Annotated in this window: 18 protein-coding genes; 8 read left to right on the forward strand and 10 right to left on the reverse strand. The window is 54.4% G+C overall.

What is annotated here, in order from left to right:
• Positions 1-33: 33 nt before the first annotated feature.
• From alkB to B2U47_RS07960, 7 genes are all read right to left on the reverse strand, one after another.
• On the reverse strand, positions 34-681 hold the full coding sequence (gene alkB, locus B2U47_RS07930; RefSeq protein ID WP_296677084.1) for a DNA oxidative demethylase AlkB: 648 nt from the start codon (positions 679-681) through the stop codon (positions 34-36).
• Between the two features lie 15 nt (positions 682-696).
• Entirely contained in the window at positions 697-1,392 is a 696-nt protein-coding gene (locus B2U47_RS07935) for a Fic family protein (RefSeq protein ID WP_296677087.1), read from the reverse strand.
• A 14-nt stretch (positions 1,393-1,406) separates the two neighbouring features.
• Positions 1,407-1,694: a hypothetical protein gene (locus B2U47_RS07940; RefSeq protein WP_296677090.1), complete on the reverse strand. Its 288-nt coding sequence runs from the start codon at positions 1,692-1,694 to the stop codon at positions 1,407-1,409.
• Positions 1,695-1,713: 19 nt separating this feature from the next.
• Positions 1,714-2,247, reverse strand: coding sequence for an HNH endonuclease (locus B2U47_RS07945; RefSeq protein ID WP_296677093.1), 534 nt, complete (start codon positions 2,245-2,247; stop codon positions 1,714-1,716).
• A gap of 56 nt (positions 2,248-2,303) precedes the next feature.
• The gene (locus B2U47_RS07950) at positions 2,304-2,654 is read right to left on the reverse strand and encodes a hypothetical protein (RefSeq protein WP_296677096.1); all 351 of its coding nucleotides are present in this window, start codon (positions 2,652-2,654) and stop codon (positions 2,304-2,306) included.
• Complete coding sequence (locus B2U47_RS07955) at positions 2,651-2,923, reverse strand: hypothetical protein (RefSeq protein WP_296677099.1); 273 nt, start codon at positions 2,921-2,923, stop codon at positions 2,651-2,653. Before B2U47_RS07955 ends, B2U47_RS07950 begins: the two co-directional genes overlap by 4 nt.
• Positions 2,924-3,057: 134 nt before the next feature.
• Positions 3,058-4,296, reverse strand: coding sequence for an ATP-binding protein (locus tag B2U47_RS07960; RefSeq protein ID WP_296677102.1), 1,239 nt, complete (start codon positions 4,294-4,296; stop codon positions 3,058-3,060).
• 240 nt (positions 4,297-4,536) lie between these two features.
• Here B2U47_RS07960 and B2U47_RS07965 point away from each other — a divergent pair, with 240 nt between their 5' ends.
• The 6 genes from B2U47_RS07965 (at position 4,537) to B2U47_RS07990 (ending at position 10,087) form a co-directional block, all read left to right on the forward strand.
• Complete coding sequence (locus B2U47_RS07965; RefSeq protein WP_296677104.1) at positions 4,537-6,294, forward strand: methanol/ethanol family PQQ-dependent dehydrogenase; 1,758 nt, start codon at positions 4,537-4,539, stop codon at positions 6,292-6,294.
• 85 nt (positions 6,295-6,379) lie between these two features.
• Positions 6,380-6,892 (forward strand): cytochrome c-550 PedF, encoded by a 513-nt coding sequence (gene pedF, locus B2U47_RS07970; RefSeq protein WP_296677107.1) that lies wholly within the window; start codon positions 6,380-6,382, stop codon positions 6,890-6,892.
• 62 nt (positions 6,893-6,954) lie between these two features.
• Positions 6,955-7,842 carry a substrate-binding periplasmic protein gene (locus B2U47_RS07975; protein WP_296677110.1) on the forward strand — a complete coding sequence of 296 codons (888 nt, stop codon included), beginning with the start codon at positions 6,955-6,957 and terminating at the stop codon, positions 7,840-7,842.
• 6 nt (positions 7,843-7,848) lie between these two features.
• The gene (locus B2U47_RS07980) at positions 7,849-8,595 is read left to right on the forward strand and encodes a quinoprotein dehydrogenase-associated SoxYZ-like carrier (protein ID WP_296677112.1); all 747 of its coding nucleotides are present in this window, start codon (positions 7,849-7,851) and stop codon (positions 8,593-8,595) included.
• Entirely contained in the window at positions 8,592-9,524 is a 933-nt protein-coding gene (locus tag B2U47_RS07985) for a quinoprotein relay system zinc metallohydrolase 1 (RefSeq protein ID WP_296677114.1), read from the forward strand. The genes B2U47_RS07980 and B2U47_RS07985 overlap by 4 nt, the downstream gene beginning before the upstream one ends.
• Positions 9,521-10,087: a PQQ-dependent catabolism-associated CXXCW motif protein gene (locus tag B2U47_RS07990; RefSeq protein ID WP_296677117.1), complete on the forward strand. Its 567-nt coding sequence runs from the start codon at positions 9,521-9,523 to the stop codon at positions 10,085-10,087. Before B2U47_RS07985 ends, B2U47_RS07990 begins: the two co-directional genes overlap by 4 nt.
• Here B2U47_RS07990 and B2U47_RS07995 read toward each other — a convergent pair.
• Genes B2U47_RS07995 through B2U47_RS08005 form a run of 3 tightly spaced genes read right to left on the reverse strand, consistent with a single transcriptional unit; the run spans position 10,084 to position 13,188 of the window.
• A complete protein-coding gene (locus B2U47_RS07995) occupies positions 10,084-10,848 on the reverse strand; it encodes a hypothetical protein (protein WP_296677121.1) in 765 nt (254 codons plus the stop codon). The genes B2U47_RS07990 and B2U47_RS07995 overlap by 4 nt on opposite strands.
• A gap of 14 nt (positions 10,849-10,862) precedes the next feature.
• The gene (locus B2U47_RS08000) at positions 10,863-12,008 is read right to left on the reverse strand and encodes an ABC transporter substrate-binding protein (protein ID WP_296677124.1); all 1,146 of its coding nucleotides are present in this window, start codon (positions 12,006-12,008) and stop codon (positions 10,863-10,865) included.
• A 10-nt stretch (positions 12,009-12,018) separates the two neighbouring features.
• The gene (locus B2U47_RS08005; protein ID WP_296677127.1) at positions 12,019-13,188 is read right to left on the reverse strand and encodes a beta-propeller fold lactonase family protein; all 1,170 of its coding nucleotides are present in this window, start codon (positions 13,186-13,188) and stop codon (positions 12,019-12,021) included.
• A gap of 154 nt (positions 13,189-13,342) precedes the next feature.
• Between B2U47_RS08005 and B2U47_RS08010 the strand changes: the two genes are divergently transcribed.
• A complete protein-coding gene (locus tag B2U47_RS08010) occupies positions 13,343-14,149 on the forward strand; it encodes an ABC transporter permease (protein ID WP_296677132.1) in 807 nt (268 codons plus the stop codon).
• Between the two features lie 80 nt (positions 14,150-14,229).
• Positions 14,230-15,459, forward strand: coding sequence for an ATP-binding protein (locus B2U47_RS08015; protein ID WP_296677135.1), 1,230 nt, complete (start codon positions 14,230-14,232; stop codon positions 15,457-15,459).
• Positions 15,460-15,498: the final 39 nt, after the last annotated feature.

Here is a 15,498-nt window from a genome sequence, read left to right on the forward strand (position 1 = left end):
TGATGCCAGCCACTCCGCCCGTTCAATACCGTTTTACAACGCTTGCCGAAACGTCAGGTTGAGACGCTCTTCACCCAACAACGGATGTTGCCCCGACTTGAGTGGCGCAATACCGTGGAACACCAACCGCGCTTCCCCACCCCACACCACCACATCGCCGTGCAGCAATGGCACTTTCACCGCCTTGTCACTGCGCTGCAAACCGCCCCACAAAAATGTCGCTGGCAAACCCAACGACACCGACACAATCGGCGCAGTCAGGTCGCGTTCGTCCCGATCCTGATGCAGTGCCATTTTCGCCCCCACCGGATAGCGGTTGATCAGGCAAGCATCCGGTGGGAAACCGGGGAAACCTGCCGCCAGTGCTGCGGCTTGCGCCAAACTACGGAAATCTGCTGGCATCGCAGGCCACGCTTGCCCACTCAGCGGGTCAGTGCTGCTGTAGCGGTAGCCTTTGCAGTCGGTGATCCAACCCGCCGTGCCGCAATTGGTCATCGCCACCGACATCGTATGGCCGCCGGGCGTTTGCATCCGACGAAACGGGGCTTGCGCAGCAATAGCACGGATGCCTGCCAGCAAGCTGTCGGTGTGGGCGATGGCGTATTGGCGCAATACCAGTGCACCGGGGCTTAAAGGTTCAGTCCACGGTTCGGGCGGGGTGTTGAAAAGGTCGAGGTTCATGGCAGAAGTAAATGCCTACGGAATTTCCCGCATGATACGCAACACCCGTTCATCCATGCACGAACGCATGAAGGCATTCATCGCGGTTTCATCGCCGGATGCATAAAACGCCAGCATCAGCATATTGAACTCCAGTTGGCGTTTGGCGGGCAGATTGATCGCGGGGTAGCCGTGCTGGAGCAAATGCCCGTTCATCATGAAACGCCCCATCCGCTTGTTCACGTCATAGAAAAACTGGCAACGCGCCATCGTCAGGAAAATGTGGATGGCTTGGTCGTAAATGTCGTCGATGTGGGCAAGGTCGGCAATCATTGCCTCGAAACGGGCGGGCAATTCGGCGACGGGGGGAGGCAGATAATCTGTCCCAGCAATCAGGACGCCGCCGGAGCGGAAACGTCCCCATTCCAGGGCTTCTTCTTTCCCGGCTGCGGCATGAAGTTTACAAGCGATTTCCGCCGAAACAGTGAATTCGCCGCATTCCAGCCAGCCGAACAACAACCGCCATGCATTGCCTTGGTTGACGGTGACTTGCTGGTCGGAAAGTTTGTGTCCGCCCACGGTGATGCCATCCAGCAGGGTTTGTACTTCCGGCAGGGTCATGTTGATGCCTTCCAGATTGACTGCATCGCAGACGAATTCGCTGAGTTGGCGCTTTGCCAGCATCAGGGCGGTGGCGGGGTTGGGGGGCATTTGCCAGTGGGTGTCGTGCATGATTACCGTACCTGTCAGGGTTTTGCTTCCGCAGCAAACAGTTGGTCAAGATGGCTGTTGCCCGTCACAGCCAACACCTTTTTGCGCACTACGTCATCCCCGATATTGAGCCGGAAATAATGCTCCTTGCCATCGGCTGCCTTTTGTTTACGCACCAGTTGGATGCGGTCAAATTTCACCTTATCCGCGCCACGGTCAGAATGGGTGCACGAATAATCCATGTGCAGACCGTTATCCAGCAAACGCCCTCTTTGCTGGAAATGGCACTCAATGTCGTCGCTGATATAAAAAAGGCAATGCACGAGTAAATTACTCCTGAAATTACTGAATAAAACGATTTCTGTTATGCCAATCTAAAAAATCAGGATTAGGGCGCAAATTCGGAGCTTCAGGAATGGAGGCGAGTTTACAGCCTTGTAAACGATAATACGCTTTTCCATTGAAATAGGACTCTTTAATTCTTGAACTAATTTTTATGGTCAAGTCGGGCTTTACAGTCACTAATCCTGAGTCAAATAGCTTATGGAAATCAGCTCTTAATAGTAGTCCATTTGAAATATCGTGAGTGCCACTTTGAGAGTATGGGACAATATGTGCTGCTTCTAAAACAGGCAATGTGCTTTCTCCTGTGATGGCGCAGCGTCGTTTATAAGCATCAGTTACTAACAGCCTAAATGACCCTTGCCCGATCCTTGGTTTTGTAAGATATGGATTTCCATACTTCAGAACATTGCTTTCTTCGATTCTTGAATTATCAGGCTTATATGCATAATTCTTAAAAACATCATCTTCATTCAGATTTTTTTGGACGTTATTCCATAAAACGAGGCCATCATTCTTTTCGGTATCATACATTTTCCCCCGGACAATGTTTGAGGAAAATGAATCAGGTGTCTCTATCTGTTGATTTTTTAAAAAAAGAATGGACTAGCTAATATGGTGCAGCCAATCAAGTTATCGGTCTTATTCTCCTGTTGGAGTGGTGATAGTAGATTTAACAGACCAGTGAGAGAATTTGCGCCATTTTTTTCTCCAAACAAATCCCATGCAACTGAAATAGGTAATGTGCTGTAAGTCACAAAAAAGCCACCGCCAGCAATATAGTTATTGGGTTTCTTTAGTTTAAATAAGAAAGGCATTCCTGAAGGGGCATTTTTGAATGGTGGTGTAGCACTAGGTTGCCAAAAATTAACCTCATCAGGCTTATTAGCCTGCTGGAAATTAAACCATGAGTTATCTGTAACGCCAACCCAGAACTTCATGCCCTTTCCCCTTGTATCATGTGTTCCACCTGCAACCTCTTGTGTTGGTAGGTGTTCAGCCGCTTATCAAGCTCCAATTGTAAGTTAACGAACAAACCATTACCCGCCTTGCGGACACGCGCCGAATACACTGGGGTCAGTTCCGGCAAATGGTCTTCAAACACCAGTCCGAACTTCTTTTCCTTGGTGATGCGCCCCATTTCCAGCCGCAACCGCTCCCGCAGGGTCTTGTCTTCAATTTGTGCAATCAGGTCGTCGATAGCTGCCACGCGAATCTGTTCCTTTTCATCTAGATGATTGATTTTTCAAGGTAATAAAAACCAATGCAGGGCTTGTCGTGTTGGGAGTCAGTATAGCCTAAAGGTGAGTGGGTAGCATCTGCGCGGCTGCCCCCTATTCTCCCCTAATTCACTATTTCCTCGCCCCCCGCCATCATCCCCAACGGCACTGCCCATAACTTCACCCCGTCACATTCCCCAAACGGCAACACCCGCTCCCCCGCATACAACACAATCCCCTGTACCACCCGCCCCGGATTCTGCCCAATAAAGTAGCTGATATGCCGGAAATCCGCCGGGGTCACGCTATGCGCCGCCTTCACTTCCAGCAACACCAACCCTTTGCCGTTATCCAGCACGAAGTCGATTTCCTTGCCATCGCTAGTGCGGTAAAAGCTCAAATCCACTGGCTGCGCCGCGTAAGTATTCGCCTTCACCAATTCACTCAGCACAAACGTTTCATACACCGCCCCGCGCTGGCTGGATTGTTGTAAATCTTCCGCGCTACTGAGCTTGAGCAAATGGCACAAAATGCCGCTATCGAGCATGAACACCTTGGGCATTTTCACCAGCCGTTTCGCCGCATTGTTAAACCACGGTTTGAGCAGGGCAATCTGGTAGGTGTTTTTGAGGATGCCGAGGTAATTATCCAGCGTTTTATTGTCAAGCTGGCAATCCCGCGCCAGATCAGCCTTGTTGAGCAGATTGGCACTGCGCAACGCCAACGACAGGTACAAACGCATGAAACTATCGAGATTGCGGATATTGCCCATGTCGTGCAAATCACGCTCAATGTAGGTGCGAATATAGGAACTGAACCACAACATGCGCGTTTTAGCGTGTTCAATCGCCTGCACTTCGGGAAACCCACCCTTGAGCAAATGCGGCACAATATCCGCCACCTCTGCTACTGCCGGAAATGCCGTACCGGAAAACACCTGGTCGATGAAATTGAAACGGCTCCCGTACAACTCGCTGAGGTTGAAAGCATACAAATCCACAATCCCAATCCGCCCTGCCAGCGAATCTGAAATATCGCGGAAGCCCTGCAAACTGCTCGAACCCGTCAGCACAAACCGTCCCGGCGTGCGGTCAAGGTCAATCTGTTCCTTGATGGCAACGAACAGCCCCGGCACACGCTGCACCTCATCAATCACCACTGGCTTGGGCAGACTGAGCACAAACCCTTTCGGGTCGGCCTTGGCACTTTGGTAAGTGGCGATGTCATCCAGCGTGACGTAGTGTTCAATCCCCAACTGCAAGGCCAGCGTAGATTTGCCCACTTGCCGAGCGCCTGTGATCAGCAGAGATGGGAAATGCGCGAGATAGGCTTGTACGTCAGCGGCGATATGGCGGTTTAGCATTAGCTATTCCTGTAAATCTAAGGATTATAATCCATGAATTTACAGGAATAGCTGTTTATCATGCAATGCCATTTCACAACTTCAGTCTTCTACTGATATGCCCAACTTCCTACCGCCCCGCCCAACCTTTTTCCAACCTGCTCTTAGTTAAGCTGTTTTCCAGCACCCGCAAAGGCATTGGGAGGCGTTGCGGGTATTCCCCTGATAATTGGCTTGATAGCTGGAGAGGAGATTCCATTCATGAAACAAGAGCATTCATTCCGTCAATTCGTGCTGGCGCTGGCAGTCGGTACTGCCCTGAGTGCCACCACGGCATCCGCTGCCATCACCGACCAGGACATTGCCGATGATGCCAAAACCACGGCTGATGTGGTCAGCTACGGCCTGGGCCTGCAAGGCCAGCGGTTCAGCCCGCTGGACAAACTCAACACCGATACCGTGAAAAACCTCACCCCAGCCTATGTGCTGTCTTACGGGGATGAAAAGCAGCGCGGTCAGGAAGCCCAGCCACTGGTGGCCAACGGCAAGATTTTCACTACCGCATCCTATTCGCGGGTGTTCGCGGTCGATGCCAAGACCGGCGAAGAGTTGTGGCAATACGACCACCGCCTGCCAGAAGGCATCATGCCGTGCTGTGACGTGGTAAACCGGGGCGGGGCGCTGTACGACAACCTGTTCATTTTCGCCACCCTCGACGCGCAACTGGTTGCCCTTGATCAGGAAACCGGCAAAGTGGTGTGGAAAGAAAAAATGGAAGACTTCAAGGCTGGTTATTCCAACACCGCCGCGCCAATCGTGGTCAAAGGCAAGGTCATTACCGGCGTTTCCGGCGGTGAATTCGGTATCGTCGGCAAGGTCGAAGCCCGCGACGCCAAGACCGGCAAACTGGTGTGGTCACGCCCAACGGTGGAAGGTCACATGGGGACGCTGGATGGTAAAGACAACGGCATTACCGGTGAAACCAACAAATCCTGGCCGGGTGACTTGTGGAAAACCGGCGGGGCAGCCACATGGTTAGGCGGTACTTACGACGCGGAAACCGATTCCCTGTTCTTTGGGACAGGCAACCCCTCACCCTGGAACTCACACCTGCGCCCAGGTGACAACTTGTATTCATCTTCCGTACTGGCAATCAACCCCGATGACGGCAAAATTAAGTGGCACTACCAGTGGACACCGCACGACGGCTGGGACTTCGATGGTGTCAACGAATTCATTCCATTTGACCTGAAGAAAGAAGATGGCACAGTCATCAAAGCCGGTGGTCATGCTGACCGTAACGGCTTCTTCTATGTACTGGATCGCACCAATGGCAAGTTGATCAATGCCACGCCTTTCGTCAACCAGATTACCTGGGCAAAAGGCATTGACCTGAAAACCGGTCGCCCGGAATACATTGACGACAACCGCCCCGGCAAACCCGGCGAGGGAGCTGACAAAGGCACCTCGGTATTCTCCGCGCCCTCCTTCTTAGGCGGTAAAAACTGGATGCCAATGGCGTACAACCCGAACACTGAATTGTTCTACGTACCAGCCAACGAATGGGGCATGGACATCTGGAACGAGCCGATCAGCTACAAAAAAGGCGCGGCTTACTTGGGGGCGGGTTTCACCATCAAGCCATTGAACGAAGATTACATCGGCGCATTGCGTGCGGTTGACCCGAAAACCGGCAAGATCGTCTGGGAAGCCAAAAACAAAGCGCCGTTGTGGGGTGGTGTACTCACGACCGCAGGCAACCTGGTGTTCACCGGCACACCGGAAGGCTACCTCAAGGCGTTTGATGCCAAAACCGGGGCAGAACTGTGGAAGTTCCAGACCGGTTCTGGTGTGGTCGGCATCCCAGTGACATGGGAACAAGACGGTGAACAGTTTGTTGCCGTACCGTCCGGCTGGGGCGGTGCAGTGCCGTTGTGGGGTGGTGAAGTGGCGAAGAGTGTCAAGCACCTCAATCAGGGTGGCAGCCTGTGGGTATTCAAACTGCCGAAAACATCCTAATTCCCGCGTTTAGTGTGGTAACGGGGGAACTATCTGCCCCGTTACCCACCGAGTAAGGGGCTATTTTTGATCGAAGGTATGAGATATGCAAATCGTTAAACGTTCTGTATCTGTGGTAGTGGCGGCCTTGGGTTTGGTTGCCTGCGTGAATCTGTTTGCCCACGGTGATGTTACGCCACAAGCCATTGACATCAGTGGTTTGGAGCCGATTAAAGACAGTAAAGTCTGGCTGGATACCAACCCGTATTCCGGCAATGAACGTGCGGTCGAAATTGGTCATGCGGCTTACGCCCAGAACTGTGCGCGTTGCCACGGAATTGATGCGGTTTCCGGCGGGATTGCCCCTGACTTGCGCGAAACCCTGCCATTGGGCGCAGAAGGCGACGAGATTTTTAAAGAACGCATGGTTAACGGCGCGATCCGCAACGGCGTCACCTACATGCCCAAATTTGACGGGATTGTCGCACAGGAAGGGCTGTGGTCGATCCGTGCTTGGCTGGAAACGGTGTCGGTAGACGCACCACCCAAAGATGCTAAAAAAGAAGATGCCAAACCCGAAGAAAAACAGGAAGAAACCAAGCCTGACGCGAAAAAGTGATATTTCTGCCTTGTACCGCTTGGGGAGAAGTGGTGCAGGGTTTTCCACGTAGAGGAGGACGTATGAACGTAACAACCGTATTCGCCGCAGCATTCGCCTGCTGCCTATTGGCAAACCCAGCACACGCTGATCTGGAAAATGTCAAAACCAAAGGCACATTAAGTGCATCACTGTATAAAGATTTCCCACCGTATTCCTTCGTTAAGGATGGCAAGCAACAAGGTATTGACGTAGCGCTTGCCGAAGCCATCGCCCAAAAACTCGGTGTCAAAAGCGAAGTGCGCCTCGTCACCCCCAGCGATGAAAAACTCGAAGATGACTTGCGCAATAATGTCTGGAAAGGGCATTACCTCGGCGGCGGTGTCACCGATATGATGCTGCACATGCCTTATGACAACGCTTATTCCGCCAAGGTAGATCAGGTCAAATTCATTGCCCCCTACCAACTGGAACAAGTGGTGTTTGCGTTTGATACCAATAAAGTCGGCAAGCAACCCACCCTAGCCAATTTCACCAGTGCAGCGATTGGGGCAGAAATCGACACCCTCAGCGATTTTTACCTGCTGGAAGCCATGCAAGGTAAAATCAGCAACAATGTGCGCCACTTCCCCAACCTAACCTTGGCAGTCGAAGCCCTCAAAAAAGGTGACATTGCCGGAATCATGGGGCCACGCGGTGAGCTAGAAGGCATATTGGCAGAACGTCCCGAACATATTCAGATTCAACGCCTCATTACCCCCGGTTTAGCGCGGGATAGCTGGGCAATGGGTGTAGCGGTCAAAGCCGAATACGCCGACCTTGCTACGGCTATCGACAATGCAATGGCAGAACTGGTCAGAGACGGCACAGTGAAACAGATTTTCGAGCAGCACAAACTGACTTACGCACCGCCCGCTGTTCCACCGACGGCGACCACCACAACCCCTGCGGCAACCACGGCGCAGAAGTGAGGCTTTATGTTCCGGCATGGCAGATGGTTATTACTCTGCCTGCTCTGTCAATCGGCAGGCGCAGCAGAACCTGACCCGCTCAATTCCCCGCAATGGGGAGCGATGCATTCGCGCTTCCTTAAGAGTGAGCCGTATGTATTCGATGATAACGTGAAAGTGGATGCTCCGGCAGATGCCGAGGATTCGCTGAATGTGCCGGTTGCGTTCGATGCTAGCGCCTTAAGCGGTATTCAGGAAATCGTGGTGGTATCGGACTTAAACCCACTGCCCCACGTTCTCAATTTCCGCCCCAAAACCGTCCCCGCGAGTCTGGCATTTCGCATGAAACTGCAACAAGGCAGCCCCATCCGCGTCGCGGCAAAAACCGCTGATGGGGTGTGGCATGTGGGGAGCACTTACGTCAATGCGGCGGGTGGCGGCTGTACATTACCCAGCGTTGGCACCTCATCCGGTGACTGGAGCAAAACACTGGGGCAGGTCTCCGCGAATGTGTGGGAACGGGCAGAAAACAACCGTTTGCGCATTCGTGTCATGCACCCGATGGATACCGGCTTGGCAAGCGGCATTCCCGATTTTTATATCGAAAACCTTAACGTCAAAGATGCCCAAGGCAATCTGCTGGCAGAGCTGGATCTGTACGAACCCATCAGCGAAAACCCCATGCTGAGTTTGGATGTCGGCAAAGTCACCACCTTCAAACTGGAAGGGCGCGACAACAACGGCAACAAGATTGCAGCGGAGGTAGCACGATGAAAATCTGGTGGTTGACGCTGTTATTGCTGAATGGCGCGGTATGCGCTAATGACTTTGACTACGCCTTACAACCGCAGCAAATTGCTGCCGACACTTACGTCATCGAAGGCAAAACCGAAGACTTTTCCAAAGCCAATGGCGGTTTCATTGTCAACACCGGCTTTATTGTCACCCGTGAAGGCGTAGTGGTGATTGATACGGGCGTATCCCGACGTTTTGGTGAGCAACAGCGGGCAGCCATTGAAAAGCTGACCGGCAAGAAAATCCTGCGCGTCTACATTACCCACCATCACCCCGATCATTTCCTTGGCAACCAAGTGTATGGCGATGTGCCGATTTACGCCCTGCCCGCCACCCGCGACGGCATCAAAGCGGAAGGGGAAACTTTTAGCGGCAATATGTACCGGCTCATCGGCGACTGGATGCGCGATACCCGCATCACCGCCCCCACCCACGAAGCCAAAGCAGGCAAGGAAACCATCGGTGGGCATGAATTGGAAGTGATTGCCTTGCAAGGGCATACCACTGGCGATTTAGTGCTGTTTGACCATACCACGGGCGTGCTGTTTGCTGGTGATTTGGTTTTCAATAACCGCGCTGCCACCACCCCGCACGCCACACTGAAGGCATGGCTGCAAACCTTAGACAGCCTGCAAGCCTTACCCTTTAAAACCCTCGTGCCGGGGCATGGCAACGTTACCAATGACCCCGTTCCCATTACCCAAACCCGTGCATGGCTGCAATGGCTGGAAACCGCCCTGAAAGACGCGGCTGCCAATGGGCTGGACATGACAGAAGTAATGCAAACGCCCATCCCAGAGGCTTTCAAGGATGTAGCGTTAGCCCAAAATGAACTGCGGCGCTCGGTCAGCCATCTGTACCCGGTGCTGGAACAAGCAAACCTGAAACCGGCGAAACAGGCGGAATGAAGCGGAGCCTCCTCCTCATCTCCCTGCCTCTCTGCTTGGCTGCCTGTCAGCCGGATTTGGGTGTTACGGACTGTGAACGCACCCCGGAGATGCCGCCAGGGTTGAAAATGGAGCATTACCGTAGCCCTACCCCGGCCTGTGTACCGGATGCGATTACCCTGAATACGGCTGAACTGCAACGCCTGCTGGCAGAGCAACAGCCGGTGCTGATTGATGTGTGGGCGATTTTGCGGCGGGTGGATGAAGGGTTTGGCAATACCTGGCTGAACAGCGAACCCCACGCCAGCCTGCCCGGTGCGGTGTGGCTGCCCAATGTTGGCTATGGCACGCTGGAACCGGATATTGAAGCCTGGTTCCAGCGCGAACTGCACCATCTCAGCGCTGGCGATAAAGCCAAACCACTGGTGTTTTTCTGTGTGGCGGATTGCTGGATGTCGTGGAATGCTGCGCAACGCGCCCGCGCTTACGGCTACAACCAGGTGTACTGGTACAAGCTGGGGGTGGATGGCTGGAAGGAGGCCGGGCTGCCGCTGGTCGAGGTCAACCCGGTAACGATAGATTAAAACTCGTAATTCAGGCGAGTCATGACGCGATGTCCATCGGTATCATTGACACCAAAACCGACGCCCAAACCCACATCCAGCCCTTTGCGTGGTTTCCAGAAAACCCCCGGTGTTACCCAGCTTTCTTCTTCACTCCAGTTATATTCACCGACCAGCACGTGTTTGCCCACCGCATGGAATGCCGCCAGATTGGCGAAGGTTTCACTGTTGCCAGCGCTGCGCTCCGTACCCACCTGCAAGGTCGCCTGGGTATTACCGGTTGCGTCCAGGTTGCGGGCAGCAATGAGATAAACTTCGTCACTGTCTTTGGCATCGTCACCGACAATTTCGGCAGCACCATTGGCGAAGGTATGTTCATAACCGATGGCAACACTGTTGGCTGATCCGCCGATGTGCATCCAGATGTTCTTCACCCCCATCGAGATATTGCCGCGTCCATCAACGCTTTCCTCATTATCATCCGCAGGTTTGATGCGCACATGGGGCGTATGCTCAATTTCAACCTGCAAGCTGTCCGTGATGCCATATTCCAACCCGGCGCTGATTGCCGTGGTTTTGGCATCATCATCCTTGCCGAAATCAGCCCCCAGTTTGAGTTGCCATTCACCCTGATTCTGGCTGAACACGGCCTCGGTCTGGAAAAAGTCGTTCAACGGTTGGGCTTTTTCCATGGCCTCGTCATCAGCAGCGGCGAAACTGGTCACAGGGGCAAACAGCAAAGTGCCCATCAAGCTCACCAGCAAGGTACGTTGTAACGGCATTTGAATTCCTCCAGTTAAAATTTGCATAGGCTATCGCGTTCGTCGAAGCCTAGCGTGTCGAGGTTATTGGTTTGATGTAAGAAACCATCCAGCGGCAGGCGCTCCACCACCCAGTTATGCGTACCCAGCAGGATTGGCTGGCGCAACTGGTGATCCCACGGGCGGAAATTGCTGCGTTTGCCCTTAAAACCATCCAGGATAAAGGCATCACTGAGCAGGTAGTCACGCAATTTGGCAAAATCGGTGCTGGCACTGCGCTGCACCGCTTCGGCAATCGCCTTGACCGCCAGCCATGCCGCCCAGTCCACATCGCGCATCGGGCGACCGGCGTATTTCTCGAAGCGCTTTTCCAGTTGCGGTGCGCCGTGACGATCCCACGCCCAGTGCCATGCCGCCGGAGCCAAGCCTTCCGAACCGACCACCAGTTGTGGCCTGATGCTTTGGTAAGGCACATTGCGGGCAAACTCGCCGTGGGTATCCGCCACAAAAATCACGTCGTAATCGGCTTCACTGGTGAGCAAGGCCACATTGTTCTGGCTGCGGTGGCGTGGGTCATTGCTGAGTTCAAACGGGCGCTTTTCGGTGATGTCCACACCGTAACGCTTGGCGGAACGTTCAAACGCGGCAGTCAGTTGCAGGTCTTCGTCAGACGTGCCGTGCAGCAACAGGGCTTCCGGCCATTTGCGCACTTTCAGGTACTGGGTGAGCGCATCGGTCAGCATCGCGTAGTTGGGGATAATGTGCAGCAAATGGGGCTGACACTGCGCCTGCCGCAAGCTGTCTTCGCGGGCAGAAATGTTAAACAGCAACAGGTCTTTGCCCTTGGTAGCCGCTGCCAGTTCCGCTACCGTCACGGCTGGTGCATCCACCACGAAAAACTGCACACCCTGCTTGCCAAGACTATCCACCTGCGCCAGCAACTCGGCAGTATCCTTGCCATTGACCGGTTGCAATTTGAATTCCGCACCGACGGCTGAGCCGTGGAACTTGCTTTCCTTCAACGCCACCTCCGCCCCGGCGTAAGGGCGACCCAGCGGCTGCATCAGGTACTGGGCAAAGCTGCGTTTGCTGCTGTAACGCGGGTCATCCTGCAATTGCAGGTAGCCGATGGTGAAATCGGTTGCCATTGCCGCATTGCCCAGCAGCAGGGCAATAAGCAAGAAAATCCCCCTAATCATCGATCAGTACCGTATGCGGCACCCGCGCAACCGGCACGGATTTGACCACCTTGCGGCTGGCAACATCCACCACCGACAGGTCGTCGCTCAGGCCGTTGGCAACGTACAGCAGGCTGTTGTCACGGTTGAAGGTCACGTTCCACGCCCGTTTGCCCACCAGCACGTAGTCCTGAATTTCATGGCTGGCAACATCCACGAAGGCAATGTGGTTTGCCCCACCCAGACCGACGATCACGGTTTTGCCATCGCTGCTCATGGTGATGCCCACCGGAGTCACGTCTTCCTCGCGGAAACCCTTGGGCTGGAACTTGATGGTTTGGGTCAGTTTATTGGTGGCGGGGTCAATGATGGTGACTTCGCCGCTGATTTCGTTGGTCACCCACAGCTCTTTCTGGTCGGGGGTCATGGCGAAACGGCGCGGGCGGTTGCCGACCACGATGTTGGCTTTCATCTCACCGCTGGCGGTATCCACCACATGCACGGTGTTGGCAACTTCGGAAGTGACGTAAGCGGTTTTGCCATCCGGGCTGAGCAGGATGCCTTCCGGCTCTTCGCCCACTTCCACGGTTTTCAGGCCGGGAATGGCGGCAGCATCGTCGTCTTCACCTGCTTTTTCTTCATCCTCTTTAGCGTCTTCTTTCTCTGCATCTTTCTCTGCGTCGTCATCCGCCTTGTCGTCTTCAGCTTCGCTGGTTTCACCCGGTGGCGCTGGTTCAGCCACACTCAAGTCGGGCTTGTCGCCGCGTTTGGCGAAGTATTCGTCCAGATTGAGGATGCCGAGTGCGCCGTCATCTTCCAGCGAGATGTACAGGGTTTTGCCATCGGCGCTGATGTCGAACAGTTCCGGGTCTTCGATACCGGCAATGCGGTCAACCAGTTCCAGCTTGGCGACATCGATCACGTCAATCGCTGCACCATCACCGCAGGCGGCGTAAATCTTGCTGCGGTCAGGGCTGAATTGCAGGTGGCGTGGGCGGGCAGCCGTGCCAATGCGCTTGACAACTTCAAAGGTTTTGGCATCGAGGACGCTAATATTGTTGTCTTTTTCGCTACTGACAAACAAATAGCCCGTGTCTTTGGCAAACGACGGGCTGGCTACCAACAGGCTTACAGGTAGTAATGACAGAACAAAACAGGCACGAACAGGGTTAAAAACCTTCACGAGGTCCTCCTCATCAATGAATGAATATCCATGCTTTCCAACCTAACCCAATCAGGGTTGGCAGAAGGTTGGTGACTTGCCAGGGTTGGTAAAAGGTTGGTAGCCAGCCCCCCCCGTTTGCTGTATCAACAGGAAAACCACCGGGGAGGCACACATGACACACACACGGCACTGGCCTGCACTGCTGGCAATCAGCCAGCGCGAAACGGTCAAGTTCTGGCATCAGCGCGGACGCCTGCTGTCAGCATTGGTGCGCCCGACCCTGTGGCTGGTGGTGTTCGCTGCCGGGTTCCAGAACATTTTCGGCGTTTCCATCATCCCGCCCTACGAAACCTATATCGAATACCAGGTGTATGTGGTTCCCGGCCTGCTGGGGATGGTGCTGCTGTTCAACGGGATGCAGTCGTCGCTGGCGATGGTGTATGACCGCGAAATGGGGCTGATGCGCCTGCTGCTGATTGCGCCGCAACCGCGCTGGTTTTTGCTGTTCAGCAAGCTGGTCGCCGGAACCGTGCTGTCAGTGCTGCAAGCCTATGCGTTTCTGGCACTGTGTGTCGTGTTCAAGGTCGATATTCCGTGGATGGGCTGGCTGTATGCCTTGCCACCGCTGATTCTTGCCGGGTTGATGCTGGGGGCGTTGGGCTTGCTGTTGTCGGTGTCGATCCGCCAACTGGAAAACTTTGCCGGGACGATGAATTTCGTCATCTTCCCGATGTTTTTTCTCTCCACCGCCCTGTATCCGCTGTGGAAATTGCAGGAATCGGGGGCTGCCATTGTCCACAAGCTGGCGCAGCTCAACCCGTTTACCCATGCGGTGGAAATGATCCGTTTTGCCCTGTACGGCCAGTTCAACATCCTCTCTTCCTTGGTCGTGCTGGGCGCTTTGATGCTGTTTTTCCTGCTGGCGGTGTGGGGCTATGACCCGCAGCGCGGGATGGTGAAAAGGGCGCGGCAGGCTTAACAACAGATACTGAAAATCGTCCATTACCTGGATGATTTTCAGCGCTTGAATAGCTGATATGCGTAGCCTAAAATCAGGGTATGTATACACGTCACATCACCCCCCTGCTTCAGGAAGCACTGGCAGACACGCCCGTGGTGCTGCTCAACGGTGCACGCCAGACCGGCAAAAGCACGCTGGTGCAAACCCTCGCCAGCCATGAAGGCCGCCGTTATTTCACCCTGGATGATTACGCTACCCTGGCGGCAGCCAGCAGTGACCCTGCCGGATTCATTGCAGGCATCAACGGCCCGGTAGCACTGGATGAAGTGCAACGTACCCCCGGCCTGTTCCTGGCCATCAAGGCTGCGGTTGACCGCGAGCGCAAGCCGGGGCGTTTCCTGCTGACCGGCTCGGCCAATGTCATGCTGTTGCCGGATATTGCCGACTCACTGGCAGGGCGCATGGAAGTGTTGTCATTGTACCCACTGTCCAGCGCAGAAATTGCCGGGGATGCCAGCACCAACCTGGCTGACTGGCTGTTTGATGGTCATCTGGACGCCAAGCCGGTTGCACCTTGCGAGCGTTCCCAACTGGTGGAACGGCTGGTGACGGGTGGTTTCCCTGAAGCAGTGGAGCGTAGCAGCGAACGGCGACGGGCAGCGTGGTTCGACAATTACCTGCAAGCGATCCTGTACCGCGACGTGCGCGAACTGGCACGGTTGGAACAACTGACCGAAATCCCCAACCTGTTGCAATTGCTGGCAACCCGCAGTGCCAGCCTGCTGAATTTCGCCGAACTGTCACGCACCAGCAACCTGACGCAAACCACCCTCAAGCGCTATTTCACGTTGCTGGAAACCCTGTTTCTGGTCTACCGCCTACCGGCGTGGGAACGCAATCCCGGCAAGCGTCTGGTCAAAGCCCCCAAGGTGTTCGTGCCTGACACCGGCCTGCTTGCCCATCTCGCCAACTGGACAGTAGCCCGCATGGATGTAGCCAGCGGTTTGCCCGGCGGGCTGGTTGAAACCTTCGTCCTCGGTGAACTGCTCAAGCATCTGGCATTTTCACCACAACGCCTGAGCCTGTGGCACTACCGCACCCAAAACAACATCGAAGTTGATTTCATCCTCGAAAACCGCTCCGGCGGCATCACCGGCATTGAAGTCAAAGCCAGCGCCAGCGTGGACGCCAAAGATTTCAAGGGCTTGAAACATTTGCAGGAAACCGAAGCGGCGATATTCCAGCGCGGGATTGTGCTGTACAGCGGGCGCGAGCTTGTGCCGTTTGGGGAAAAGCTGTTTGCCGTGCCGTTGTCGATGTGGTGGTAAATCCGATTTGTGCATACCTCACTGTTCAGGCTATCATGC

It is taken from the genome of Thiothrix sp. UBA5583 (assembly GCA_002425225.1).
In the GTDB taxonomy this organism is placed as follows: domain Bacteria; phylum Pseudomonadota; class Gammaproteobacteria; order Thiotrichales; family Thiotrichaceae; genus Thiothrix; species Thiothrix moscowensis.